This is a genomic window from Leminorella grimontii ATCC 33999 = DSM 5078, assembly GCF_000439085.1.
Classification (GTDB): Bacteria; Pseudomonadota; Gammaproteobacteria; order Enterobacterales; family Enterobacteriaceae; genus Leminorella; species Leminorella grimontii.
This window is the reverse complement of record NZ_AUUA01000003.1, coordinates 242235-266264: the sequence shown is the minus strand read 5'-3', so window position 1 is coordinate 266264 and position 24030 is coordinate 242235. Positions and strand designations below refer to the sequence as shown.

24 protein-coding genes and 1 pseudogene are annotated in these 24030 nt (G+C 54.8%); 10 read left to right on the top strand and 15 right to left on the bottom strand.

Features of this window, described 5'->3' with window-relative positions; genetic code table 11:
• Positions 1–7 precede the first annotated feature (7 nt).
• Both sgcB and G544_RS0108140 read right to left on the bottom strand, forming a co-directional pair.
• Positions 8–286: a PTS sugar transporter subunit IIB SgcB gene (gene sgcB / locus G544_RS0108145; protein WP_161624114.1), complete on the bottom strand. Its 279-nt coding sequence runs from the start codon at positions 284–286 to the stop codon at positions 8–10.
• Between the two features lie 101 nt (positions 287–387).
• Entirely contained in the window at positions 388–1488 is a 1101-nt protein-coding gene (locus tag G544_RS0108140) for a M42 family metallopeptidase (RefSeq protein ID WP_027274134.1), read from the bottom strand.
• Positions 1489–1688: 200 nt separating this feature from the next.
• Between G544_RS0108140 and G544_RS22135 the strand changes: the two genes are divergently transcribed.
• Positions 1689–1898 carry a hypothetical protein gene (locus tag G544_RS22135; RefSeq protein WP_134388984.1) on the top strand — a complete coding sequence of 70 codons (210 nt, stop codon included), beginning with the start codon at positions 1689–1691 and terminating at the stop codon, positions 1896–1898.
• 6 nt (positions 1899–1904) lie between these two features.
• Here G544_RS22135 and G544_RS0108135 read toward each other — a convergent pair whose 3' ends face one another.
• The 3 genes from G544_RS0108135 to rraB are packed head-to-tail and all read right to left on the bottom strand — an operon-like array spanning position 1905 to position 3773.
• A complete protein-coding gene (locus tag G544_RS0108135) occupies positions 1905–2390 on the bottom strand; it encodes a phosphatidylglycerophosphatase A family protein (RefSeq protein WP_211218900.1) in 486 nt (161 codons plus the stop codon).
• A gap of 60 nt (positions 2391–2450) precedes the next feature.
• Positions 2451–3299: an aldo/keto reductase gene (locus tag G544_RS0108130; protein ID WP_027274132.1), complete on the bottom strand. Its 849-nt coding sequence runs from the start codon at positions 3297–3299 to the stop codon at positions 2451–2453.
• A gap of 30 nt (positions 3300–3329) precedes the next feature.
• Positions 3330–3773 (bottom strand): ribonuclease E inhibitor RraB, encoded by a 444-nt coding sequence (gene rraB / locus G544_RS0108125; protein ID WP_036023602.1) that lies wholly within the window; start codon positions 3771–3773, stop codon positions 3330–3332.
• A 174-nt stretch (positions 3774–3947) separates the two neighbouring features.
• Here rraB and argF point away from each other — a divergent pair, with 174 nt between their 5' ends.
• Positions 3948–4955 (top strand): ornithine carbamoyltransferase, encoded by a 1008-nt coding sequence (argF, locus tag G544_RS0108120; protein ID WP_027274130.1) that lies wholly within the window; start codon positions 3948–3950, stop codon positions 4953–4955.
• A 64-nt stretch (positions 4956–5019) separates the two neighbouring features.
• Here the strand turns inward: argF and G544_RS0108115 are convergent, their stop codons facing one another.
• Complete coding sequence (locus G544_RS0108115; protein WP_027274129.1) at positions 5020–5484, bottom strand: NanQ anomerase/TabA/YiaL family protein; 465 nt, start codon at positions 5482–5484, stop codon at positions 5020–5022.
• Between the two features lie 228 nt (positions 5485–5712).
• On the opposite strand from G544_RS0108115, the gene ridA reads away from it, so the two are divergent.
• On the top strand, positions 5713–6099 hold the full coding sequence (ridA, locus tag G544_RS0108110) for a 2-iminobutanoate/2-iminopropanoate deaminase (protein ID WP_027274128.1): 387 nt from the start codon (positions 5713–5715) through the stop codon (positions 6097–6099).
• A gap of 78 nt (positions 6100–6177) precedes the next feature.
• Here ridA and rsmC read toward each other — a convergent pair whose 3' ends face one another.
• Positions 6178–7206: a 16S rRNA (guanine(1207)-N(2))-methyltransferase RsmC gene (rsmC, locus tag G544_RS0108105; protein ID WP_027274127.1), complete on the bottom strand. Its 1029-nt coding sequence runs from the start codon at positions 7204–7206 to the stop codon at positions 6178–6180.
• 150 nt (positions 7207–7356) lie between these two features.
• Between rsmC and G544_RS0108100 the strand changes: the two genes are divergently transcribed.
• Positions 7357–7785, top strand: a complete 429-nt coding sequence (locus tag G544_RS0108100) for a DNA polymerase III subunit psi (RefSeq protein WP_036023701.1) — start codon at positions 7357–7359, stop codon at positions 7783–7785.
• Entirely contained in the window at positions 7757–8197 is a 441-nt protein-coding gene (rimI, locus tag G544_RS0108095; protein ID WP_027274125.1) for a ribosomal protein S18-alanine N-acetyltransferase, read from the top strand. Before G544_RS0108100 ends, rimI begins: the two co-directional genes overlap by 29 nt.
• A gap of 46 nt (positions 8198–8243) precedes the next feature.
• On the opposite strand, the gene G544_RS0108090 is transcribed toward rimI, so the two are convergent.
• On the bottom strand, positions 8244–8558 hold the full coding sequence (locus G544_RS0108090) for a BON domain-containing protein (protein WP_027274124.1): 315 nt from the start codon (positions 8556–8558) through the stop codon (positions 8244–8246).
• A gap of 326 nt (positions 8559–8884) precedes the next feature.
• Between G544_RS0108090 and prfC the strand changes: the two genes are divergently transcribed.
• Positions 8885–10474 (top strand): peptide chain release factor 3, encoded by a 1590-nt coding sequence (gene prfC, locus G544_RS0108085; protein WP_027274123.1) that lies wholly within the window; start codon positions 8885–8887, stop codon positions 10472–10474.
• Between the two features lie 73 nt (positions 10475–10547).
• Here prfC and G544_RS0108080 read toward each other — a convergent pair whose 3' ends face one another.
• From G544_RS0108080 to trxC, 4 genes are all read right to left on the bottom strand, one after another.
• Positions 10548–11312, bottom strand: coding sequence for a transporter substrate-binding domain-containing protein (locus G544_RS0108080; protein WP_027274122.1), 765 nt, complete (start codon positions 11310–11312; stop codon positions 10548–10550).
• A gap of 188 nt (positions 11313–11500) precedes the next feature.
• Positions 11501–12856, bottom strand: a complete 1356-nt coding sequence (gene pssA / locus G544_RS0108075; RefSeq protein ID WP_027274121.1) for a CDP-diacylglycerol--serine O-phosphatidyltransferase — start codon at positions 12854–12856, stop codon at positions 11501–11503.
• Positions 12857–13086: 230 nt separating this feature from the next.
• Entirely contained in the window at positions 13087–13815 is a 729-nt protein-coding gene (locus tag G544_RS0108070; protein WP_051155640.1) for a tRNA-uridine aminocarboxypropyltransferase, read from the bottom strand.
• A gap of 80 nt (positions 13816–13895) precedes the next feature.
• Positions 13896–14318, bottom strand: a complete 423-nt coding sequence (trxC, locus tag G544_RS0108065) for a thioredoxin TrxC (protein WP_027274119.1) — start codon at positions 14316–14318, stop codon at positions 13896–13898.
• A gap of 187 nt (positions 14319–14505) precedes the next feature.
• Here trxC and G544_RS0108060 point away from each other — a divergent pair, with 187 nt between their 5' ends.
• Positions 14506–15570, top strand: coding sequence for a tRNA/rRNA methyltransferase (locus tag G544_RS0108060; RefSeq protein WP_027274118.1), 1065 nt, complete (start codon positions 14506–14508; stop codon positions 15568–15570).
• 93 nt (positions 15571–15663) lie between these two features.
• On the opposite strand, the gene G544_RS0108055 is transcribed toward G544_RS0108060, so the two are convergent.
• Both G544_RS0108055 and G544_RS0108050 read right to left on the bottom strand, forming a co-directional pair.
• Positions 15664–16038: a hypothetical protein gene (locus tag G544_RS0108055; RefSeq protein WP_027274117.1), complete on the bottom strand. Its 375-nt coding sequence runs from the start codon at positions 16036–16038 to the stop codon at positions 15664–15666.
• Positions 16039–16084: 46 nt separating this feature from the next.
• Complete coding sequence (locus G544_RS0108050; RefSeq protein WP_027274116.1) at positions 16085–16345, bottom strand: YfhL family 4Fe-4S dicluster ferredoxin; 261 nt, start codon at positions 16343–16345, stop codon at positions 16085–16087.
• Between the two features lie 231 nt (positions 16346–16576).
• Here G544_RS0108050 and yfhb point away from each other — a divergent pair, with 231 nt between their 5' ends.
• Complete coding sequence (gene yfhb / locus G544_RS20230; RefSeq protein WP_051155639.1) at positions 16577–17257, top strand: phosphatidylglycerophosphatase C; 681 nt, start codon at positions 16577–16579, stop codon at positions 17255–17257.
• Positions 17257–17757: a tRNA adenosine(34) deaminase TadA gene (tadA, locus tag G544_RS0108040; protein ID WP_027274115.1), complete on the top strand. Its 501-nt coding sequence runs from the start codon at positions 17257–17259 to the stop codon at positions 17755–17757. Before yfhb ends, tadA begins: the two co-directional genes overlap by 1 nt.
• Before the next feature lie 24 nt (positions 17758–17781).
• Here the strand turns inward: tadA and mltF are convergent.
• Positions 17782–19271: pseudogene (gene mltF / locus G544_RS20225) on the bottom strand (membrane-bound lytic murein transglycosylase MltF).
• 352 nt (positions 19272–19623) lie between these two features.
• On the opposite strand from mltF, the gene purL reads away from it, so the two are divergent.
• Positions 19624–23511: a phosphoribosylformylglycinamidine synthase gene (purL, locus tag G544_RS0108030; RefSeq protein WP_027274114.1), complete on the top strand. Its 3888-nt coding sequence runs from the start codon at positions 19624–19626 to the stop codon at positions 23509–23511.
• Positions 23512–24030 lie beyond the last annotated feature (519 nt).

Below are 24030 nucleotides of genomic sequence, written 5' to 3'. Positions count from 1 at the left end.
CTCCTGCCTATTGGCTCAACAGGGCTTTGACTTGCTCTTTCAGCGCTTCGTCATTAATGCCGGTTAAAAGCGGCGCGCCGTTTAGCGTGGGAATGCCGTAGTCTTTATCGACTTTCATCGACGTGATGATGAGGTCCATACCGCTACAGTTGTAGGGAATTTCGTTTAAGCAGCACTGGGACATCGTGACCGCAATGCCTTGGGACGACAGGTAATCCTGCACCCGCTGGGCGATCATCGTTGAGGTGGACATGCCTGTGCCGCAGGCCACGAGTATCTTTTTCATGATGTTATTCCTCGTTACGTTAACGTGGTGGCAACGCTTGGCCCGAGCGTTAGGGTAATGGCGATGCTCGGCCAAGGCGTGGGTGTGACGGAAGTGCGCTATCAGAGCGCGGGTTTGGCGGCGATGGGAAAACGTTCGCCTTTTTCTTTTGCAACAAAAGTCAGTAGGTGAATACAGTCCGCCAGATCGCGTAGGCTAGCGACTTCGCTGGGCGAATGGGTATAGCGACAGGGAATCGACAGGCTGGCGCAGGGAATGCCGTCCTGCTCCACCTGAATGTAGCCGGTCTCAGTGATGACGCCCGGCGCGACTTCCCGCTGTACGGGAACGCCGTGCTCTTTGGCAATCTGCTCCAAAAAGGCGATGAGCGCGGGCGGCGTAATAAGCCCGGCCAGCGTGCCGCGACCGTGGTAGTTCAGGCAGGTGATGCCCGGCCCTTTATTGATAACGACGTCGGAATAGTCGGCCAGATCGGGCGTGTCGCATGACGGCGTGATGTCGATGCCGATGGCCAGATCCGGGTTAACGCGCTTGAGCACCGGCAAAATGCCGCGAATGTTGAACTCTTCCTGTACTGAGGCAACCAGATAGAGCGCGATATCCAGCTCCTCTTTTGCGACGGCGTCCGCAACGCCCAACAGGGCGGTGCAGCCCAGGCGATCGTCCAGGGCTTTGCTGCAAATCATATCGTTGCCTAGGGCTACCGGCGGGTTGTAGAGGCTGACCGGCGTACCGACCTTAACGCCCATGGCTTCGGCATCTTGCTTACTGGACGCGCCGATGTCTATCCACAGTCTGTCGATCCCCGGTGACTGGGTGCGCTCGTCGCCTTTGCTGAAGTGGTAGGACTTAATGCCAATGCAGCCAGGTACCGGGCCAAATTCTCCGGCCAGTCGAACCGTTGAGCCGGGCATGGTTATCTGCGCCGGGCCGCCCACTCGCTCAAAGCGCAGAAATCCGTTGGCTTCAATTTTTCGCACCATGAAGCCGACCTCGTCCATATGGGCGAAAATCATGAGTCTGAACGCGTCGGGCTTCTGGCTGCCGTAGCGGGCGACCACGTTACCCAGCCTGTCCTGCCAGACTTCGTGTGCGTGCTGCTCAAAGTTGCTTCGCATCTCTTTGGCGATGGCGCCTTCGTGGCCGGAAATACCGTCCAGCGACAGCAGGCGCGTTAGCGTACAGCAAATATTAAAGGCCATCTTTCCCCCTGTAGCGCCGGGATGTCACCGGCAACGTTCAATCAATCATTTCGTGAACGGTTATATGCGCTGAGTGGCGTTAATTTTGTGATTTGCGTCTCTTAAATGGGGAGGGAGAATGAGGTTATGTGTGTTCTGTGATTAATTTCAAAATAAAATAATCATATATAGTGATTGTTAGCGTGAAATGCGCAGCTGTCGTGATTGAACTTCGAGCGAAAGTTGAATTGTTGGAAAAGCGTGTTAATGATTATTTTGCTGCAATTTACGGGCTTTTTAATAAAAGAGAGTGGCTGATAGGGTTACCGACGCATAACGATTTTTTGTCATCGCTGGTGGGGGATGGCCGCTTTGCGATAGGGAAACGACTTTTAGCCCGTCTAAAAAGGGTCAATGTCGTTTCCCGTTAGCTCCGTTTAGAAAATGAAGTAGGCTAGCTGTACAACGCAAAGAGCGGCTATCCCGGCAATGACGTCATCCATCATGATGCCGAACCCGCCGGAGAGGTTTTCATCAAACCAGCGAATAGGCCACGGTTTGAGAATGTCGAAAAAGCGGAAGGCGATAAAGGCGAACAGCATCCAAACGATGCCTGAAGGCAGCGCAATGCAGGCAATCCACATGCCGATAAACTCATCCCAGACGATAGCGCCGTGATCGTGTTCGCCGATGGCGTTAGCCGCGCTGCGGCAGGCCCATACGCCGAGGAAAAAGGCGACGACGAGAATGACCAGATACGCCGGCAGAGAAAACCACTGTAAAAACAGATAATAAAAGGGGATAGCCGCCAGAGAGCCAAAGGTGCCGGGCGCTTTCGGCGATAGCCCGGAACCAAACCCGACGGCAAGCCAGTGCAGCGGATTACGAACGGAGAGGCGATAGAGCTCGGGTTTTATCGTTATACGCAAAGTCAATTTCTTCTTTTAAAGCGGTTCTTCCCGAACCGCTGTGCGTTCGGTCGTTTACAGCATTTCCAGCGGCGTTTTTCTGGCCGGGGGTGGAAATGCGGCGTTTAGCGTGACGTAGTCTTCATGGCTCAGCTCAATGCTAAGGCTTTCAATATTTTCCAGCATGTGCTGAACGTTGGCGGCTTTCGGGATAGTTATCACGTTGTGGTCATGCAGCACCCAGGCAATGGCGATTTGGGCCGGGCTTACGCGATGGCGCAGAGCGACTTCTATCAATGCAGGATGTTCCAGCAGCCTTGCCTGTTCAATCGGAGAGTAGGCCATGACCGGCATGCTGTTGCTGCGACACCACGGCAGCAAATCGTACTCAATGCCGCGCCGAGACAGGTTATACAGCACCTGATTGGTAGCGACCTGCTCGTGGCCTACAATGGTCATCAGCTCTTCCAGGTCATCTACGTCAAAGTTGCTGACGCCCCACTGGCCGATTTTCCCTTGTTCCACCAGGTTTTCCATCGCTTCGGCCGTTTCAGCCAGAGGAATGCGGCCACGCCAGTGAAGCAGATAAAGATCGATGTAATCAGTGCCCAGCCTGCGCAGGCTGGCTTCGCAGGCGTCCATCGTTCCCTTAAGGCTGGCGTTGCCAGGCAGCACTTTACTGACCAGGAACACCTCATCACGGCGGCCCTTTATGGCTGCGCCGACGATCTTTTCGGCGCCGCCGTCGGCATACATCTCAGCGGTATCAATGAGGCTAAGGCCGCGCTCAATCCCCTGCTGGAGCGTGTGGATCTCCTGCTTAAGGTCCGAGTTGCGTTCACCCATAAACCAGGTGCCCTGCCCGAGGACCGGCATTTCGTCCCCGCTGGGCAGCGTGATGTAGCGCATGCGCTGTCTGGCCATTGCTTACCTCCGTTAGGTTATGAATTTAGCCTAGTGACGGGGCTGTTTTTCTTCCTCTTCATCTTCTTCGGCATAGTCTTCGTCTTCATCGCCGTCGCTGCCGTTGGGATCTTCGAAATAGGTGCCCCAGCCGTCATAGTTGACTTCAAAACGCTCGGCGAGCCGAACTAATTGTTCGACCTGCTTATCGATAATGTCGGCGTTAAGCCCCACCTCGCTGATGACGTCGCAGCACAACAGAGTAAGGCCGTCTTCCACTTCAAGCTCTTCCGGGTCGGTAACTTCGTAGCCGAGCTTAAAGGCCTCTACGGCCGCCTTTTCCAGCGAGTCGAAGTCTTCGGCGGAAAAGTGGTGCTCGATTGCGTACAGCGCGTCTGGATCGCTGCCGTCTTCCAGAAGTTCTTCGATGATCAGGCGGGTCTCTTCACGCTGTTCTTCGAGCAGCGCGTTCAGTTCGTCGTTAGCAGTGGCCATGATAATTCTCGCTTGTGATAGTCAGTTATCGCTATTCTCACACAGTGCCCTGATAAGCTCCACCACAAAAGCCAACGTTTTACCTAAACTTAGGTTGATTGTGAATATTAATTCATATAAATTGATTTTAAATTCATCATTGCGTTAAGACGACATAGTCGAGGAGAACCGTCGATGCCTCAGTTTTATCAGCGCCACCTGTTACGGCTGCTAGATTTTAGTTCGCAAGAGATCCACTCGCTGCTTTCTCTGGCCGCCAGGCTGAAAAAGGAAAAAAAGGCAGGAGCCGAAAAGCCGACGCTGTGTGGTAAAAATATAGCGCTTATCTTTGAAAAAGACTCAACCCGTACGCGCTGTGCGTTTGAAGTCGCTGCCTTCGATCAGGGCGCGCGAGTGACCTACTTAGGGCCCAGCGGAAGCCAAATTGGCCACAAAGAGTCTATTAAAGACACGGCACGCGTGTTGGGCGGCATGTACGACGGCATTCAGTATCGCGGCTTTGGCCAGCACATTGTCGAAACGCTGGCGCAGTATTCGGGCGTGCCGGTGTGGAACGGGCTGACCGATGAGTTTCACCCGACCCAAATTTTGGCCGATCTGCTGACCATGCAGGAGTTCTTGCCGCAAAAGGACCTGTCAGAGATGACGCTGGCCTATCTCGGCGATGCACGCAACAACATGGGCAATTCTCTGCTGGAAGGGGCCGCGCTGATGGGTATGGACCTTCGCCTGGTCGCGCCGAAGGCCTGCTGGCCCGATCCTGCACTGGTGGAGGCCTGTCAAAAGGTGGCGGCGAAAACCGGCGCGACCCTGACGTTGACGGAAGACGTAGCCGCAGGCGTAAGCGGAGTCGACTATCTGTACACCGACGTGTGGGTTTCCATGGGGGAGCCTAAAGAGGTGTGGCAGGAGCGCATTCACCAGCTTTTACCTTATCAGGTTAACCGTAAGGTGCTTGAGCTGACCGGCAATCCTCAGGTGAAGTTTTTACACTGCCTGCCGGCTTTCCACGACGACCAGACGACGCTGGGAAAACAGATGGCGCAGCAGTACGGCCTTCACGGCGGGATGGAAGTGACCGACGACGTGTTCGAATCAGAGCACAGTATCGTGTTTGTGCAGGCGGAGAACCGAATGCACACCATTAAGGCCGTGATGGTGGCGACGCTGAACAAAGAGTAGTTCAGGCTATTTCGCGGCGGACAAAAGCCCCAACGACTTGGGGCTTTTACACGTTTAGGAGAAATTAAAGCGCGCACACCAGCATCTTGATAACCGCTTTACGTATCCGCGCCGGTTTACCGACGGCGCAAAGCGGCTTGTGAAGCTCTCCCGGATAGAAGACGATAAAGTCGCCTTCCTGCATCGCAATAAGCTTTTCCTGAGGACAGGACGGTACAAACGCCAGATCTTTTTCCGCCAGCCGGTTTTCCGACGTTTCGGATACCGGCTGGTTGCTAAATCCCATGCCTTCCACGCCGTCCAACACGATCTGAATGTCCAGATAGCGCTCATGATACTCTGCTCGGCGGCTTTCCTGCGCTTGGGTATCGTTATGGGAAATCGTCACGAATGCGTTCTGGCCGTCGATCTCGTACCGGCCGTCCGGCGTATCGCTGGTAATATTTTTCTTAACGAATTCAATGGCGGATTTAAGCTTTTGGGGAAGGTAGGGCGTAAGCTCAAGGTGGTGAATATTGCCGGTAAGCATTATGGGTGTCCTTATAAAATGAAATACCGTTTCATATTCGTTAACTCTATCTCAATAGGCAAGGTTTTTATTCTAAACCGTACACCCGGCGTTACATTAGCCGGATATATCGTACAGTTAAGAAGAATTGAATTTACATCTCAGGGGTTGCCGCTTATGGTACATCTCTCTATGCGCGCCTTATAATGACGCCAATGATCTAAAACTAAAGATACTTAAGGAGCATTCATGTCCCACATTATTAATACCGACAAAGCGCCTGCGGCTATTGGTCCCTACGTTCAGGGCGTCGATCTGGGTAATATGATTATCACTTCCGGCCAGCTGCCTCTCGATCCGAAAACCGGCGAGTTTCCTGCCGACGTTGCCGCACAGGCTCGCCAGTCGCTGGAAAACGTTAAGGCCATCGTTGAAGCTGCAGGCCTGAAGGTTGCGGACATTGTGAAAACGACGGTTTTCGTTAAGGATCTGAACGACTTTGGTACGGTTAACGCTGCCTATGAAGCTTTTTTCACCGAGCATAACGCTCCGTTCCCCGCGCGTTCCTGTGTGGAAGTTGCGCGCCTGCCGAAAGACGCCAAGGTAGAGATCGAAGTTATCGCCGTTCGTCGCTGATATTATAAGCGCTAAGGCTGTTTTGTAAGACGGGCTTTCCCCTTAACGAGAGGAAAGCCTGTTTTTTATGGAAATGCGTTAGCGAGACTTCGCCGCTCGCGTCAGCGTCGCTTGATACACTTTAAACTTGCCGGTCTGCGCCAGCACTTCATGTGAGCCAAAGGCCGCGTCGAGCATGTTGGGATAGGGTAGGAAGGCGTTCGCCACAATGCACAGTCGCCCGCCGACGTGGAGATGTTTCACTGCACCACGGATAAGCGCTTCAGCCGCGTTCAGGTTGGTCTGCAGGCCGTCGTGGAAGGGCGGGTTGGAAATAATCAGGTTGAAGCGCCCCTGAATATCGGAAAAGACGTCGCTGGCGATCGCTTCGCCCTGAAGGCCGTTGGCGGCAAGCGTCGCGCGGGCGGCTTCCAGCGCGGCGGCGTTAACGTCGCTTAACGTAAGCTTTAATCCCGGTGCGGATTTTGCCAGCGCGGCGGCTAAAACGCCCGCGCCGCATCCTACGTCCAGTACGGTTCCCTGAGCGTTTTTAATGGCGGAAAGCAGCAGCCGGCTGCCTACGTCCAGCCCGTCCCGGCTGAATACGCCGGGTAGCGTTTTTACAACAACGCTGTCCATATGATATTCCGACCACCAGGCGTCGAACGCGAAGGTAGCCTGGCGTTCTAGGCGGCAGTGGTACAGCCCGCACCGGCGGGCGCTGTCGATTTTGGCTATGTCGCCGAAGTTCGCCAGTATCGTTTCCGCGCTGCGCACGCCGCTGCGGTTTTCGCCGACGATAAACAGCTCGCTGCCGACGGGGAGCTGGCTTAACAGAGCTTCAAGCTGAAACTGAGCTTCCTGCTTGCTCTTGGGCCAGTAGTAAATCAGCGTGTCGATTCCGTCCGTTAGTTCAGCTTCCGGCAGAAGGCCAAACGTCGCCCGCTCTCCCATCGACTGATGAAGCCGACGCCAGTGGTGGTACTGCGTGCAGTAGGCGCGAACTTCCTTCGCCTCAAAGCGCGCGGCGAGCGTATCCTGTATGTCTCCGGCAAACAGCACGCGGCGTTCGATAAATTCATCGGTGTGGCGCAGCATAACTTCACTGGCCGGGGAATAAGCGGACATGACCTTCTCCTGTGAAACGCCCAAACGCAGTGATTAACGGGCGTGCATAAAGTTGGGCGGGATTATAGTGCGTTATTGCCATTGGCGGAAGCTCACGGGGTTTGTTAGCATACGCGTCGTCATATTGGATTTCTTACTATGGGCAAAACGATGACAACCTCACGTCGCGACTGGCAGCTAGAACAGATGGGCATTCGACAGTATCAGCTGGCCCGGCCGGCCGCGCTGCGCGGCGAAGTTGCCGTGGCGATCCCGGACGACGTAAAGGTGATAGTCATCAGTGAAGCGTTGCCGCAGACGGCTTCACCTCTATGGCAGGATCTATTGAGAGCAATGGCGTTAACGCCAGCGCAGGCGTACTGTTTGACGCTGGATAACGTTATGATGATCCCTGAAAACGTGCGCTGCGCACTCTGGCTGCTGGGGCAAGATACTCCCCCAGCGTTGCCCGATGCGTTAAAGGCGCTCCCTTTGCTTGAGAGCCCGTCGTTGGACGCGCTGTCGGCTAACCCTGAGGCGAAGCGCCTTTTCTGGCAGCAGATTTGTCATCATGAACACCATTTCTTCCCTCACGCCTAACGATCTGTCGTCGGCCTATCAAATTGAGCTGGCCAGTCACGCCTTCCCCTGGACGGAAAAAACGCTGCAAAGCAATCAGGGCGATCGCTACCTTAACCTAAAGCTTGAGGTTGATGGCCAGATGGCGGCGTTCGCGGTGACTCAGGTTGTTCTCGACGAAGCGACGCTGTTTAACATCGCGGTTCATCCGGATTTTCAGAGGCAGGGGCTTGGACGGGCGCTGCTTTCACATCTGATCGAGACGCTAAGCGAGCGTGACGTAATGACGCTGTGGCTTGAAGTACGCGCTTCCAATGAAAAGGCCATTGCGCTTTATCGGTCTTTTGAGTTTAACGAAGTGTCGGTAAGAAAAGGCTACTACCCGTCGGCTGAAGGGCGGGAAGACGCCGTGATTATGGCATTGACGCTGTAATTTAGCGGGCGCGTTGGCGCCCGCAGCGCAGGTCGCTTTGTCGGGCCTATTTAACGATAAGGTCGTTAGCGACTGAGCGCACGCCCTCTACCGTTTTGGTTACGTCGACGGCCGCTCTGGCTTCATCCTGTGAACGAACAAAGCCGCTTAGCTGAACGCGCCCTTTAAAGGTAGTTACGGTGATTTGCGTTGAACGAATGGTTTTTTCTCCCAACAGCGCGGCCTTCACCTTGGTCGTGACGACAGAGTCGTCGATATAACCGCCGGTGCCTTCGGTTTTCTCCGTCGGCGCACAGGCCGCAACGGTGAACGCGATGATAATGGCGCTGAGCAGGGCTGCGATGGGTCTGATTAGCTTCATTTTCATAACTCCTTAGCGATACGCAATAGGTTAAACAGATTGTAGCGCGTTAAAAAACGGCAACGGCCAAAAAGGTTGTCTTTTGATAAATGATAAAACTGCACTATTTACTATAGTCGCAGAATAGCGCAGCGGCGAATCATCTCATTAAATAACGGTGAGTTATGAAATGTAGCATGCTCCTCCTAAAGCGGGAGGAACAGGCCTCGCTGTGCGGGGTTTTTTCTGTCCTTTCCTTCGCCATATGTGTAAAATTCCCTCCCATTGCCAGCGCGATCCCTAAAACCCCGCGCACGTCAGACTGAATTTTTGCTGAGACTACCCGGATGAAAGAAACCACAAAGGCCGCAGAGATTGCGTGCCGACGCACGTTTGCCATTATTTCTCACCCAGACGCCGGTAAAACGACGATTACCGAAAAGGTGCTGCTGTTTGGACACGCGATTCAGACGGCGGGAACGGTAAAGGGCCGCGGCTCGAGCCAGCACGCCAAGTCCGACTGGATGGAGATGGAAAAGCAGCGCGGGATCTCAATTACTACTTCAGTGATGCAGTTTCCCTATAAGTCTCGACTGGTTAACCTGCTGGATACCCCGGGGCACGAAGACTTCTCGGAAGATACCTACCGTACGCTAACCGCCGTTGACTGCTGTCTGATGGTGATCGATGCGGCCAAGGGCGTCGAGGATCGTACCCGCAAGCTGATGGAGGTTACGCGCCTGCGCGATACGCCGATCCTGACGTTTATGAACAAGCTGGACCGTGATATTCGCGATCCGATGGAGCTGCTGGACGAAGTGGAAAGCGAGCTTCGAATCATGTGCTCCCCCATTACCTGGCCTATCGGCTGCGGTAAGCTGTTTAAAGGGGTTTATCACCTGTACAAGGATGAGACCTATCTTTATCAGAGCGGCATGGGCCACACCATTCAGGAAGTCCGCATCGTTAAAGGGCTGGACAATCCGGAGCTGGATGCCGCGGTCGGTGAAGATCTGGCGTCCCAGCTGCGCGAAGAGCTGGAGCTGGTGAAAGGCGCGTCCCACGAGTTCGATCTGGACACCTTCCTGGCAGGCGATCTGACGCCGGTATTTTTCGGCACCGCGCTTGGCAACTTCGGCGTAGACCATATGCTGGATGGCCTGGTCGAATGGGCGCCAGCGCCGATGCCGCGCCAAACCAACGTACGCACCGTTAAGGCCGATGAAGAGAAGTTTTCCGGCTTTGTGTTCAAGATCCAGGCCAATATGGACCCCAAACACCGTGACCGCGTGGCCTTTATGCGCGTCGTTTCCGGTAAGTACGAGAAGGGCATGAAGCTGCGCCAGGTGCGAACCGGCAAAGACGTCACCATTTCCGACGCGCTGACCTTTATGGCCGGCGACCGCTCTCACGTTGAAGAAGCCTATCCGGGCGACATCATCGGCCTGCACAACCACGGTACCATTCAGATTGGCGACACCTTCACTCAGGGCGAAGACATGAAGTTCACCGGTATTCCGAACTTCGCGCCGGAGCTGTTCCGCCGCATTCGCTTAAAGGATCCGCTAAAGCAGAAGCAGCTGCTTAAAGGGCTGGTGCAGCTCTCCGAAGAGGGCGCGGTTCAGGTATTCCGACCTATTGCCAATAACGATCTTATCGTCGGCGCCGTCGGCGTGCTGCAGTTTGACGTGGTGGTTGCTCGTCTTAAGAGCGAGTATAACGTTGAGGCGATTTACGAGTCGGTCAACGTCTCTACCGCCCGCTGGGTTGAGTGCAAAGACGTGAAGAAGCTGGAAGAGTTTAAGCGTAAGAACGAGCTGAATATCGCGCTCGACGGCGGCGACAACCTGAGCTACATCGCGCCAACGATGGTAAACCTCAACCTGACGCAGGAACGCTATCCTGACGTAGAGTTCCACAAAACGCGCGAGCATTGATTTCAAACGTTGCGCTATTTCCATTAATTTCAAACCCGGCATAAGCGCCGGGTTTGTTTTGTGTGGGAATCAGTTACTCGCTACGCACCTTCCACTGCTTGGCTAACTGAGATTTGGTCTCTCCCGCCAGCCAGGCGTTGATGCTTTCCAATAGCTTGGTGTTGTCCTTTTTCACCATGTAAACCTTATGGCTTTCGGTGCCGGGGAACGGCTTTTGGGTTGCCATACACAGGACGCCGGGCTCTTTGTTTTGATAGTAGTCGCCCTCTATCAGGTCAGTGACCATCATGTCAGCGGTGCGATCGCGCAGCGCCTGTAGGTTATCGTAGTTGTCTTTAACGCGGATAACCTGCGCTTTTTTAATGTTTCCATCGACAAAGCTTTGGTTGGTGCCGCCCGGGTTAACCACTACCTTGACGCTGGGGCGGTCAATTTTTTCCAAATCACCCAAAGATCCTGCAACGGCGCAGCTCGCCAGCGCGATTTTGCCGTTAGGCACGATGGGCTTGGTCAGGCCGAACTCTGCTTCACGCTTTGCCGTTGCGGTTACGCCGCCCATGGCGACGTCAAACTTGTCGGCGGCCAAATCGCCGGAAAGCGTAGGCCAACTGGTCAAAACGAATTCGACGTTCAGCTTCAGATCTTTTGCCAGCGCTTTCGCCATATCGATGTCGTAGCCAACCAGCTTTCCATCGGCGTCATGATAGGCCAGCGGTGCGTAGTCCCCCGGTACGCCAACCTTGAGCGTCCCCGATTGTTGAATGTCGGCCATGGTGCGGGCTTCTGCCTGCATGGCGGTAAGGATTAGTACGGAACTCAATAAAACGCGCAGCTTCATAATTATTTTCCTGTCGGTGCTGTGATTGTTGATGTCGCATTAATAAAACACCAATAGCGTGGCAAACGCCAGTAAAACGCGTTGCGCTATCGGGTCGGAGTGCATTTTAATGCAGTGATATATAGCAGTTTTCTAATCTTTTTTGGAATAAAAAAGCCCCGCCTAAGGGCGGGGCCGGGAAGGTCTGATTACAGAATGCGGCTAATCAGGCGGTCGATTCTGATGCGCCTTAATCGGCGGATAAGCTTTCGGATCTTGACCGGATAAAACTGCATGCTTTGCAGCTGTTGGAAGTGATTAATCACGAAAGTGTGAGTGCGGATAAGCTCCAGCTCGCGCAGGCTGTCTTCCTTTAGCTCTTGCTTGGGGTCATGGATAAGGATGGCGTTTTCCAAATCCAGATGCCAGGCCCGAGGGTTCAGGTTGTTGCCCGTTATCAGCATCCAGCTGTCGTCGACCCACATTCCCTTCAGGTGATAGGTGTTATCTTCGTCTTTCCACAGGCGAACCGTCAAAAGGCCTTCGTCAACGTAGCGCTGCAGGCGCGTTACGAAGCGACGCAGGTTGATTTCGTACAGGTAAGGCAGTGCGCCGATGATTTTGAACGGCTGATCTTCTGGAATATAGAAGTCGTTTGCGGTTTTATCGCCAACGATGATTTCAACCTGCTTGCCCTGACGAAGCAGGCCAATGATGTTTTTCACCAGCGGCGCGGGCAGGTTGAAGTAAGGCGTACAGAGCGTGAGCTTACTCTCCGCGCTGTTCATCAGGCGGTCGATAACCTTATTGAGCGGGCTGTGGCGACCAAGCCCGACCAGCGGCGTAACGGACAGCTCTTCATTAGTCGCGCCGTTCTCAAACTCATAGCCGTTCTGGCGCAGGCTTTGGCGAAATTTTTTGATATCGCCTTTGATTTCCGGGCTGCGCGGGCGATCGTGGCAGTCGAGATTTCTCACCGCTTCGGCCGGCAGCAGATGCTGCTTAACGTAATCCACCATGCTGGTAGCAAGCGTTGGGTTAGTAATCAGCTGATAGCGATCGTAGCGGTATTTGTCGTGGCGGTGCAGATAAACGTCGTTGACGCTGGCGCCGGTGTAGGCGACGGTATCGTCAATGATGCTGCCCTTGAGGTGTAACACGCCCAGCGCTTCTCGCGTGTTGACCGGAACGCCATAAACGGGAACGCATACGCCGGGGTGTTGTTCAGCCATTTTACAGTACCAGTCTGCATTGGTGCTGCTGGCGGCATCGCCGATTCGGCCGCGCTGGGCGCGGTGCCAATCGACCAGAATAGCGACTTCGAGCTCCGGGCGTTGCATTTTTGCCCGATAGATGGCCGATAGGACGTCAATCCCTGCGTCGTCTTGTTCAAGATAAAGAGCAATCAGATAAATGCGTTTTTCTGCACGGCCTATCAAATCAAGCAGCTGGGTGCGATAGTCGCTTGGGCTTGATAATATTTTAATATTATCAATTTGTTGTGAAATTTTAGGCAGTTGTGCAAGGTGTTGTTGAGATTTCTTACGTTTAAATGATGACAACATCACAGAGCATTCTTCTCTTGTTGAGTTACGGCCGTTGCCATAACGAGCAATAACAATAATTAACTAAGTCGGATCGCGTAATACTATCACCACTCGTCGTGAAAGTGACGAAAAAAACCGAATGAATCTGGTAAAACTGCCGCAGATGTAACATTTTTTCCGAGTCTTGTTTTTTATCTCAATGATAGTTATGGCTATTTTTAACCTTCTTTTTCGCCATCACCAGAGGCTCAGTCAGCGACGTTCTCCAACGGCACGTTGGCTTTTCCCGCCAGATAGCGCCGCCTGAACTCGCTAAAGTGGGCTGCGAGACGATCGGCGGCTGGCGTTTCTCCAGCAAGGCGCAATAGGCTGACGGCCACTTCCGCCGTGCAGAGCTGTTCTTTATGGCTGGCTTCTCGAAGGCGGTAATCCGAGCTTTCCAGACTTTCAATCGACAGCACGGGCAGGCCGTCCAGATAGGGGCTCTTGCGAAACATCTTTCTTGCTTCGGTCCAGGTGCCGTCAAGGATAATAAACAGGGGACGCTTGCCCGATTCGGGGGCAACTTGCGTCGTCACGCGTTCAGGAGCGGCGTAGGAGGCCGGAAAAATAACGTAGGGCTGATAATCCTGCGAATTTAGCAGAGCGAGCAGCTCGGCCGACGCTTCGGTACGAGACCAGAGAAAAGCGGCCGTATCCGGCAGCACGTCGGCGATAAGCCGACCGGTGTTGCTGGGCTTAAGCGGCTCGGTATCGTACATCACCAGGCAGAAGCGGCAGTCGGCGCGACTGACTGAAAGCGTATGGCACAGGCAGAGCTTCTTGGACAGTAGGCAGCGTGGGCAGCGAATAACGCGGCATCCGCGAGCCCGAAACGGGCGGGTCGCCTGAGCCAAGCGCGCTTCTCGCAGTTTGAGTACGGCGTTGCCGTCTACGCCGCTGAGCGTATTAATAGAAGAAAGCGCATCGTTTTCCATTGCTATTCACCGTGCCTATAAAACGAAAAAGGCGCATGATAACGGATCGTGCGCCTGAATCATCGGGTTTTTTCAGGTTTTTAGCCTAACGATTCGTCCAGCCACTGGTTGAATGGCTCTTTAGGCATAGCGCCGTTCAACATATCGACGCGCTGGCCGTTTTTAAACACCATAATGGTAGGTATACTGCGAATGCCGAAGCGTGCGCTGAGGGCGGGTTCTGCTTCGGTATCGACCTTGATGAAGCGGATTGAGTTGGCCCTTTCCTGCGCGACGTCTTCAAAGATAGGCGCGAAGCTGCGGCAGGGGCCGCACCAGGGAGCCCAGAAGTCGATAACGACGGGCAGATCGTCGTTTAACAGCGCATCGAAAGAGGATGCCGTTGCGTTAATAACCTCTCCGTCAAAAAGCGAATGCCCGCAGCGGCCGCACTTGGCGTCTTCTTCCAGACGATCTTCAGGGACGCGGTTTTTGGTCTGACAGGAAGGACAAAGCGTATTCATGTATTACCTCAGTCGATATTACGTAGGACGGTATCGCGGTAAGTATGGTCAACGCTTCGGATATCGACAACGGGATTTTATCGATAGCTATAATAGTTTTAGGCTTAGGCCGATTCATTAGTGGCTAACTACCGCGACATCGGGTAATCTTCGCGCCGGATGCGATGGTGAAGTGGAGAAAGTAATTATGAGCGACGCGTTTAACGGCAAGAGCGGCAAGGTTAAAGTGATGTACGTCCGCAGCGAGGACGACAAAGACAACAGCAAAAGCGATAAACGTCCGGACAGAAGTCGCGGCGGCCAAAAGAGCGCCGGTCGCGGCGATCGTGAACGCGAGCGCGCTCCCCGCTGGGGCGACGAACAGCGTCCGCGCGCACCGGTACGTAAAGCGGATGAAAAGCCCCCTCGCTCTGCGTGGCAGGCAAGGCTGCAGGACGCCAGCGAACCTGAACCGTTTGACCACGGCGGCATCGCCGGCAAAAGCCAGGTCGATCCGGCCCAGCTGCGTAAGCAGCGCGAAGAAGAGAGCAAGGTTTACGGTGAGAACGCCTGTCAGGCGCTGTTCCAAAGCCGACCTGAAGCGATCGTTCGCGCCTACTTTGTCCAGTCCGTCACGCCGCGCTTTCGCGACGCTCTGCGCTGGATGGCGGCCAACCGTAAGGCCTATCACGTCGTTGACGAACAGGAACTGGCTAAAGTATCGGGCACCGAACACCACGGCGGCGTCTGCTTTCTGATTAAAAAGCGTGCGGGCCTGAGCGTTGCTGACTACCTGAAAAGCGCATCGTCTAACGACTTCGTGCTGGTGCTGGACAACGTCGGCAACCCCCATAACCTGGGTGGCATGATGCGCTCATGCGCATTTTTTGGCGTTAAGGGCGTATTGCTGCGCGATCCGGGCCAGCTTGAGTCCGGCGCGGCGGTGCGTACGGCGGAAGGCGGTGCGGAGCGCCTGTCAGCGATCGGATGCGATGACTTTTCACAGGCGCTGGACGAATTCCAACGCGCCGGCTATTCCGTCGTCGTCGTCGGCAAGGGCGAAGGAAAGAACGAGACGCTGTCAACGCTTTCATTCCCGGCCAAGACGGTGCTGGTGCTGAGCGAAGAGCGCGACGGGCGTTCCAGCCTGGCGGCAAAGCAGTGCGATATTAACGTTGAGGTTGACGGCTCAGGCCAGTTGGAAAGCCTGAACGTGTCGGTCACGGCGGGCGTGCTGCTGGCGGCCTGGTGGCGTCAGTTTGGCACGAAATAATAGAGCGACAACATACTGATTAAAGAAGGGGCGAAAGCCCCTTTGTTCGTTTTAATCATCAGTTATTGGTGCCAAGCGGAGAATACGCTGACGCTATTGGTGGTAGCGCTTTAGCTGAGTTATTTCTGCGTTGGCTGTACACATCATGAAGTACTTGTAGGCCAGTTCATCAGGAGAACCCTTGTTTTCCAGTGCGAATTGAAATGCTTCATCCATAAGATCGCTGATTTCTTTATCGCCTCGTTGGAAGATGTTCCCATATGACGTTTTGAATGCCGGTAGGTCAGCTGCCGTTAACTTCTCTGCGGCAACTCTATAGCTTATTTTGGAAAGAAAGTAACAGATCCTTGAATAGGAAAAAGCCTCTTGGCTAACGGTGGCTATGATCTCTTTATTCTGCTTGTTGTAATAGAGGCTGACTCCACCAAAGACAATGGCTGCTGTTATGAGTATATTGATCCATCTCATATTTAATTCCTTTAAATTCCATTTTAAAGCGAAAGCTATTGTCTGTTTATAGCTTATCCGCATGATGCAACAGCACGAACTTATCCCATAGCTCTTCGTTGGTCTCCCGGTGCTCAGGGTCATGAATAATCGTGTTGTCGATAGGGCAGACCTTCATGCAGGTCGGCTCGTCGTAGTGACCGACGCATTCGGTGCAGCGAGCGGGATCGATTTGATAAATCTCGTCCTCCATGGAGATAGCCTGATTGGGGCACTCCGGTTCGCACATATCGCAGTTAATACAGCTTTTTTTTATCAATAACGCCATTACGCTAAGCTACCAAAATACGCTAAATGTCTGTCGGGAAGGCGGCAAGAGGAAGTGTTTAGACATATTTCCCTTATGTTGCGCCGGGCCCATAGTATACGCTGATTTTCTTTAACAGCGGGAGCCTTCTGAAACGCTTCCTTACCGAACGCCTCATCCCATAGCGATAAATGCGCGTAAAAACGATATACTTTCTTTAATTTCCCCAATGCAATCAACAGGAGCACCGCTTTGTCCGACGGTAACGCAAAGCCACGTCACGTATTCTTCGATCTGGACGGTACGCTGCACCAGCAGGATCTGTTCGGCAGCTTTATCCGATATTTGGTAAGAAGCCTGCCGGCTAACCTACTGCTGCTTGTCCCGCTTTTGCCGATTGTCGGGCTGGGGCTTCTGGTTAACGGACGTTCGGCGGGCTGGCCGGTGAGCCTGATGCTGTGGGCGATGACCGCCGGGCATGCGCAGGGCAAGCTCAACTGGCTGATGGAGCGCTTTGTGACGGACATAAAGAGCCAGTTGATTCCCTTCCCGCAGGTGTTGGAGCGGCTGGCGGAATATCTCGACGATGAAAACACCACCGTCTGGCTGGTGACGGGCTCGCCTCAGCCGCTGGTGGAAGCGGTTTATGAAGACGCTTTCTTTTTGCCTCGCGTTAACCTTGTGGCTTCCCAAATCGTTTACCGCTGCGGCGGTTGGACTATTTCAATGCGCTGTCTGGGGCGAGAAAAGGTGAAGCAGCTTGAGCAGCGCTTGGGCAAGCCGCTCGCGCTTTATAGCGGATACAGCGACAGCGAACAGGACGATCCCGTGATGTTGCACTGCCTTCACCGCTGGCGAATCGATCCTCAGGGAAACATGAAGGCGCTGACTGACGATGATATCTCCGGCGCTAAGCGGAGCGGCAGGCCATGATGAGTCGCGACAATGATGAGAACTGGATGCGCTATGCGCTACAGCTTGCCGAACGCGCGGATGAAGAGGGGGAAATCCCGGTCGGCGCGGTGCTGGTGCTGGATAACCGAATTATCGGAGAAGGCTGGAACCGGCCGATTGGTCGTCACGATCCGACGGCGCACGCGGAAATTGCGGCGCTAAGGCAGGGGGGCGAAACGCTGCAAAACTACCGCCTGCTGGGCGCAACGCTCTATGTGACGCTAGAGCCCTGCATTATGTGCGCGGGCGCTATGGTGCACAGCAGGATTAGTCGACTGGTCTACGGCGCGAGCGACTTCAAAACCGGCGCGGCGGGCTCTCTTATCGACATTCTTGGCCATCCGGCAATGAATCATAAAGTTGAAGTGACCGCTGGCGTACTGGCCGAGACCTGCTCGTCCCGGCTTAGCGACTTTTTTCGCCGCCGCAGAGAGGAAATCAAAGCGAAAAAAACGCGGGCTGCGTCCGGCGAACTTTAATTTTATGCCGGAGTTCGCGCTTGGTTATTGCGCCGGGTGCGCAAGCTGATCGGGCGTCACGGCAGGATAAGCGCCTGCCGCTCTCGCCCCCGCAGCGTCGATGACGTCAGTCAGAGGAATTCTCGCCGTACGCTGTGCTTTTTCCTTTTCCTGAAGATAGCCGATCAGGCTTATCTGATAGCGCCGAATGTTTTCTACGAACTGATACGCCTGATAGCCTCGCGCATAGCCGTATCGCGTCAGGCTATAATATTTTTTCTGCGTGAGCATCGTCAGCCGTTTTTTAACCTCTGCCCAGCTGTTGGGGTCGCCGCCCTGCTGCTCGGTTAGGCTTCTGGCGTCCATCATGTGGGCAAACCCCATGTTGTAGGCGACCAGCGCAAACCAGATTTTCTCATCTTCAGCAATAGTCTCCGCAGCTTTTCCATCAGCTGTTCAAGATAGACTAATCCGCCGCGTATGCTTTGTTCCGGATCGAGGCGATTGGTAACGCCGAGAGAATCGGCCGTGTTGCGGGTCAGCATCATTATTCCCCTAACGCCGGTAGACGACGTGGCGGTCGGATTCCAGTGGGACTCCTGATAGGCGATAGCGGCCGCCAGCCGCCAGTCTATCTGTTTAGAATACTGTTCAAACAGAGGCCGCAGGTTGGGGAGCACGTTGTCTACGGCATTAAGAAACGTTCGAGTGTCCACATAGTTAAACTCACCCACGTGGCCGAGGTATTTCTCTTCGAGCTTGGCCAACGAGCCGTCCTCGTTAATCTGGTTAAAGAAGTCGAGCATGGCGGCGTTCAGGCTGTTATCGTCGCTTTTATAGGTATACCACACCACAGGCTCCTCTTCGGTGATGTCAAAAGCGACGGCCAGATTGGGGTAAATGCGCTGGAGGATGGCAATGGTCACCGAGTCAGCGATGGTGTAATCCAGCTCGCCGCTGGCGACCTGCTTGAGCAAATCCGTAGAGGAAAGCGTCGATGAGGTTTCCCACGTAAGGTCGGGATAGGCGCTTTTTTTAAGCTGGTGCAGCGTTGAGATACTGGCCGAACCAGAGACGATGCTAAGGCGCCCCTTCAGGTTTTCCAGCGACGACGGTTTGGCCGCATTTTGTCTATATACCAGCTGTTGCGAAACGGAATAGTAGGCAGGACCGGCGCTCAGCGCCTTCATCCTTTCCTGATTGAAAATAAGCCCGGCGGCCAGCATGTCGGTTTTACCGTTTTCCAACCCTTTAAACAGGTCAGTCACGTTGCGCTGAGTCTTTATGTTGAGCTTGACGCCAAGATAGTCGGCGAACATTTTCGCCAGCTCGTAGTCCAGCCCCTTAACGCCGCCGTCGTCTTGATAGTAGTAGGGCGCTGCGCGAAGGGTATCTACGTTGAGTTCACCGCTGGCGATAATTTTCTGTAACCGGGTACCGCCGTCATGTTTCCAGTACAGCATGGGCCAGAGCGCCAAGGCTAGCAAGAGGGTGATAACGCCAATAAAGAAGTAGTTAGTTTTTAACGGCTTCAATAGTTTTTCTCTATACTCGTCATGCTTCAAGCGACAAATGGTGATTAACGGCTATGGGGGCGATCATCCCAGAACGGTGAGTCGTTTTATCTTTGATTTGTAATGCGTTTATACTTATTTTTCTACTTTTTCTACTCGGTTTTTATTCAGGCTTTGTCTAGCGCCGAGCGGTGCTTTCGACGGGCCAGGCGCCATTTTGCTTAAGCGTTCAGCGCTTGGCAAATAGTATATGACGCATTCTGGGGATCGTTCGCATAAATAATGAACACGCAAACGGTTTCGTCGGCGGGCGCGATTCTCTATAATGTAGCCAGTTTTTTTCTCCTAGCCTTAGACCAGAGATATTCTCACTATGGAAATTTTCCGCGGCTCGCCTGCTTTATCTGCATTTCGTATCGCTAAGTTGCTCTCCCGCTGTCGTGAACTTCGCCTGCCCGTCAGTGATATTTACGCCGAATACCTCCATTTTGCTGAACTGAATGCCCCGCTGAGTGAAACGGAGCGGGAAACGTTAAAACGGTTGCTTAAATACGGCCCCTCTTTGGCGGAGCATGAGCCCGAGGGCCAGCTGCTGTTGGTGACCCCAAGGCCCGGCACTATCTCTCCGTGGGCTTCTAAGGCAACGGATATCGCCCACAACTGCGGGCTGAACCAGATTCGTCGGCTTGAGCGCGGCATCGCCTACTACGTGCAGGCGCCTACTCTCGACGACGAACAGCGTCGAGCGCTGGCCGGCCTGCTGCATGACCGGATGATGGAGTCCGTATTTAGCGACGTTTCGCAGACCGAGGCGCTGTTTGCCCGGCACGCGCCGATGCCGCTGGTCGAAATTGATGTCTTGGGCAAAGGGAAACGGGCGCTTGACGATGCAAACGAAAGGCTGGGGCTGGCGCTGGCGCCGGACGAAATCGACTATCTGCTCGATGCTTTCACGCGACTGAACCGCAATCCGACGGACGTTGAGCTTTACATGTTCGCTCAGGCCAACTCGGAGCACTGTCGCCACAAGATTTTCAACGCCGACTGGATTATTGACGGCAAGGCGCAGCCGAAGTCGCTGTTCAAAATGATAAAGAACACCTTTGAACAAACGCCGGACTACGTGCTGTCCGCCTATAAAGACAACGCCGCCGTGATGGAAGGTTCGGCGGTAGGGCGCTTCTTTGCCGAGCCGGGCTCTGGCGTGTACGACTATCATCAGGAAGAGGCGCATATTCTGATGAAGGTGGAAACCCATAACCACCCGACGGCGATTTCCCCCTGGCCGGGGGCGGCGACCGGTTCCGGCGGTGAAATTCGCGATGAAGGCGCTACGGGGCGCGGAGCCAAGCCGAAGGCGGGCCTGGTTGGCTTTTCCGTATCTAACCTGCGCATCCCCGGTTTTGAACAGCCTTGGGAGCAGGACTTCGGTAAGCCGGATCGCATCGTTACCGCGTTGGATATCATGACGGAAGGGCCGCTGGGCGGCGCCGCGTTTAACAACGAGTTCGGCCGCCCGGCGCTGCTGGGCTATTTCCGCACCTATGAAGAGATGGTGGATAGCCACAACGGCGCGGAGCTGCGCGGCTACCATAAGCCCATCATGCTGGCTGGCGGTATCGGCAACATTCGCGCCGAGCACGTAAAGAAAGGAGAAATCAGCGTTGGCGCCAAGCTTATCGTGCTCGGCGGGCCGGCGATGAACATCGGGCTGGGAGGCGGAGCCGCTTCTTCAATGGCCTCCGGCCAGTCTGACGCCTCTTTGGACTTTGCCTCCGTGCAGCGCGATAACCCGGAAATGGAGCGCCGCTGTCAGGAGGTTATCGACCGTTGCTGGCAGATGGGCGATGAAAACCCGATCCTGTTTATTCACGACGTGGGCGCGGGCGGCCTGTCTAACGCCATGCCGGAGCTGGTAAGCGACGGCGGAAGGGGCGGACGGTTCGAGCTGCGCGACATCCTGAGCGACGAGCCGGGCATGAGCCCGCTGGAGGTGTGGTGCAACGAGTCTCAGGAGCGCTACGTTTTAGCCGTTGCGCCGGAGCAGCTGCCGCTGTTTGACGCAATTTGCCGACGCGAAAGAGCGCCCTATGCCGTTATCGGAGAAGCGACGGAAGAACAGCATCTGTCGTTGCACGACAGCCACTTTGAAAATCTGCCTATCGACCTGCCGCTTGACGTCTTGTTAGGCAAAACGCCGAAAATGACCCGCGACGTGGCCACGCTTCAGGCAAAGGGGAAACCGCTGGTGCGTGAAGGCATTGAGCTTGAAGAAGCCGTAAAGCGCGTCCTTCACCTTCCCGCCGTAGCGGAAAAAACCTTTTTGATTACCATCGGTGACCGCACGGTGACCGGCATGGTCGCTCGCGATCAGATGGTCGGGCCGTGGCAGATCCCGGTAGCGGATTGCGCGGTCACAACCGCCAGCTATGACAGCTACTACGGCGAAGCGATGTCTCTGGGCGAACGGACCCCTGTCGCGCTGCTGGACTTCGCCGCCTCGGCGCGCATGGCCGTGGGGGAAGCGCTGACCAATATTGCCTCTGCGCAGATCGGCGAGCTAAAGCGCGTGAAGCTTTCGGCTAACTGGATGGCGGCCGCCGGGCATCCGGGCGAAGACGCCGGCCTATATGAAGCGGTTAAGGCGGTGGGTGAAGAGCTGTGCCCTGCGCTGGGGCTGACTATCCCGGTGGGTAAAGATTCGATGTCGATGAAAACCCGCTGGCAGCAGAACGACAAGGACGTTGAAATGACGTCGCCGCTGTCGCTGGTGGTTAGCGCCTTTGCTCGCGTAGAGGACGTTCGCGGCACCGTTACGCCGCAGCTGCGTACCGATAAAGGGGACGCGACGCTGCTGCTTATCGATCTTGGCGAAGGGCGCAACGCGCTGGGCGCCACCGCGCTGGCGCAGGTGTATCGCCAGCTCGGCGACAGGCCTGCCGACGTCAGAAGCGTAGATAGGCTCGGCGCCTTCTTTAATACCGTACAGGCGCTGGTGGCCGATCGTAAGCTTCTCGCCTATCACGACCGTTCCGACGGCGGCCTGCTGGTGACGCTGGTGGAAATGGCGTTTGCGGGCCACTGTGGGCTGACGCTGGATATCGCCTCGCTGGGCGACGACGCGCTGGCTGCGCTGTTTAACGAAGAGCTGGGCGCGGTGATCCAAGTCGCCGACGCGGATCTGGCCGAGGTTGAGGCACTGCTGTCTCAGGCCGGGCTTGGCGGCTGCGTGCACCACCTCGGCCGTGCGGTAGTCGGTGATGAGATTGTTATTCGCAGCGGCGATGCCGCCGTCTACCGGCAGAGTCGCCAAACGCTGCGCGTCTGGTGGGCGGAAACCACGTGGCAGATGCAGCGCCTGCGGGACAACCCTCAGTGTGCGGACATGGAGCATCAGGCCAAGCAGGACGCCAACGACCCCGGCATGAACGTAAAGTTGAGCTTCTCGCCGAAAGAGGACGTCGCCGCGCCTTACCTGCTGAAGTCAAGGCCGCACATCGCCGTGCTGCGCGAGCAGGGCGTCAACTCTCACGTTGAAATGGCCGCGGCTTTCCATCGCGCCGGCTTTGAGGCGATTGACGTTCATATGAGCGACCTGCTGTCAGGCAACGTCGGTCTGGAAGGATTCCAGGCGCTGGTGGCCTGCGGCGGCTTCTCCTACGGTGACGTGCTGGGCGCAGGCGAAGGGTGGGCCAAGTCGATTTTGTTCAACGAGCGGGTGCGCGAGCAGTTCACTCGCTTTTTCCACCGCCCTGACACGCTGGCGCTGGGAGTGTGCAACGGCTGTCAGATGATGTCGAACCTCAATGAGCTTATGCCGGGGGCTTCCCACTGGCCGCGCTTTGTGCGCAACCTCTCCGAGCGTTTTGAAGCGCGATTCAGCCTGGTTGAAGTAGTAGACAGCCCCTCTCTGTTGCTAAAAGGGATGGCAGGCTCTCGGCTGCCGATCGCCGTTTCTCACGGTGAAGGTAGGGTGGAAGTGCGCGATGCGCAGCACCTTGGCGCGCTGGAAAGCGCAGGGCTGGTTGCCATGCGCTACGTTAACAATCGCGGTGAGGTAACGGAAGATTACCCGGCTAACCCGAACGGCTCGCCTAACGGCATTACGGCGGTGACCAACCTTGACGGTCGGATCACGGTTATGATGCCGCACCCTGAGCGGGTTTTCCGCACCGTCAGCAACTCCTGGCATCCTGAAGAATGGGGCGAAGACGGGCCGTGGATGCGGCTGTTCCGTAACGCCCGCAGGCAGCTAGGCTAATTCTTTCTCGAACTTATCGGGTTAGAACATAAAAATCCCTCACACGATATGTGAGGGATTTTTTATCGCATTGATTTAAAAATTGTTTTTTATAGTGTTGGTAAACGCAGACAGTCGGTGGTTTTGAGTGTCTCAAAAAAGAGACATTTAATTCATTGATTTTTATAGCGGTATTTGGGGTGTGAAAAGGGTGTCTGTTTTTAGAGACACAAATTGTGATTATGATCGGATAAATTTCACCAGAAGCGCTGCTCATTTCAAAGCCAATATTATTTTTGTTTTATATATCAGTGAATTAATTTAAATTTTAAAAGTTGGCACGACAAGTGCATTAGTTTATACGTCGCTCATTCACCTTTTTATGTCAGAACGCGGTAACGTGACGCTACATAAGCCTTAGAATGACGCCAAAGCCATGGTGCCTATCGTCAATTGAACCGATATCAACCGCGCAAGCGGCTTATCAAACTCAGGACGACACGTTGAGTGAGGCGCCAGCCCTTAATGTCATGCTGTGAT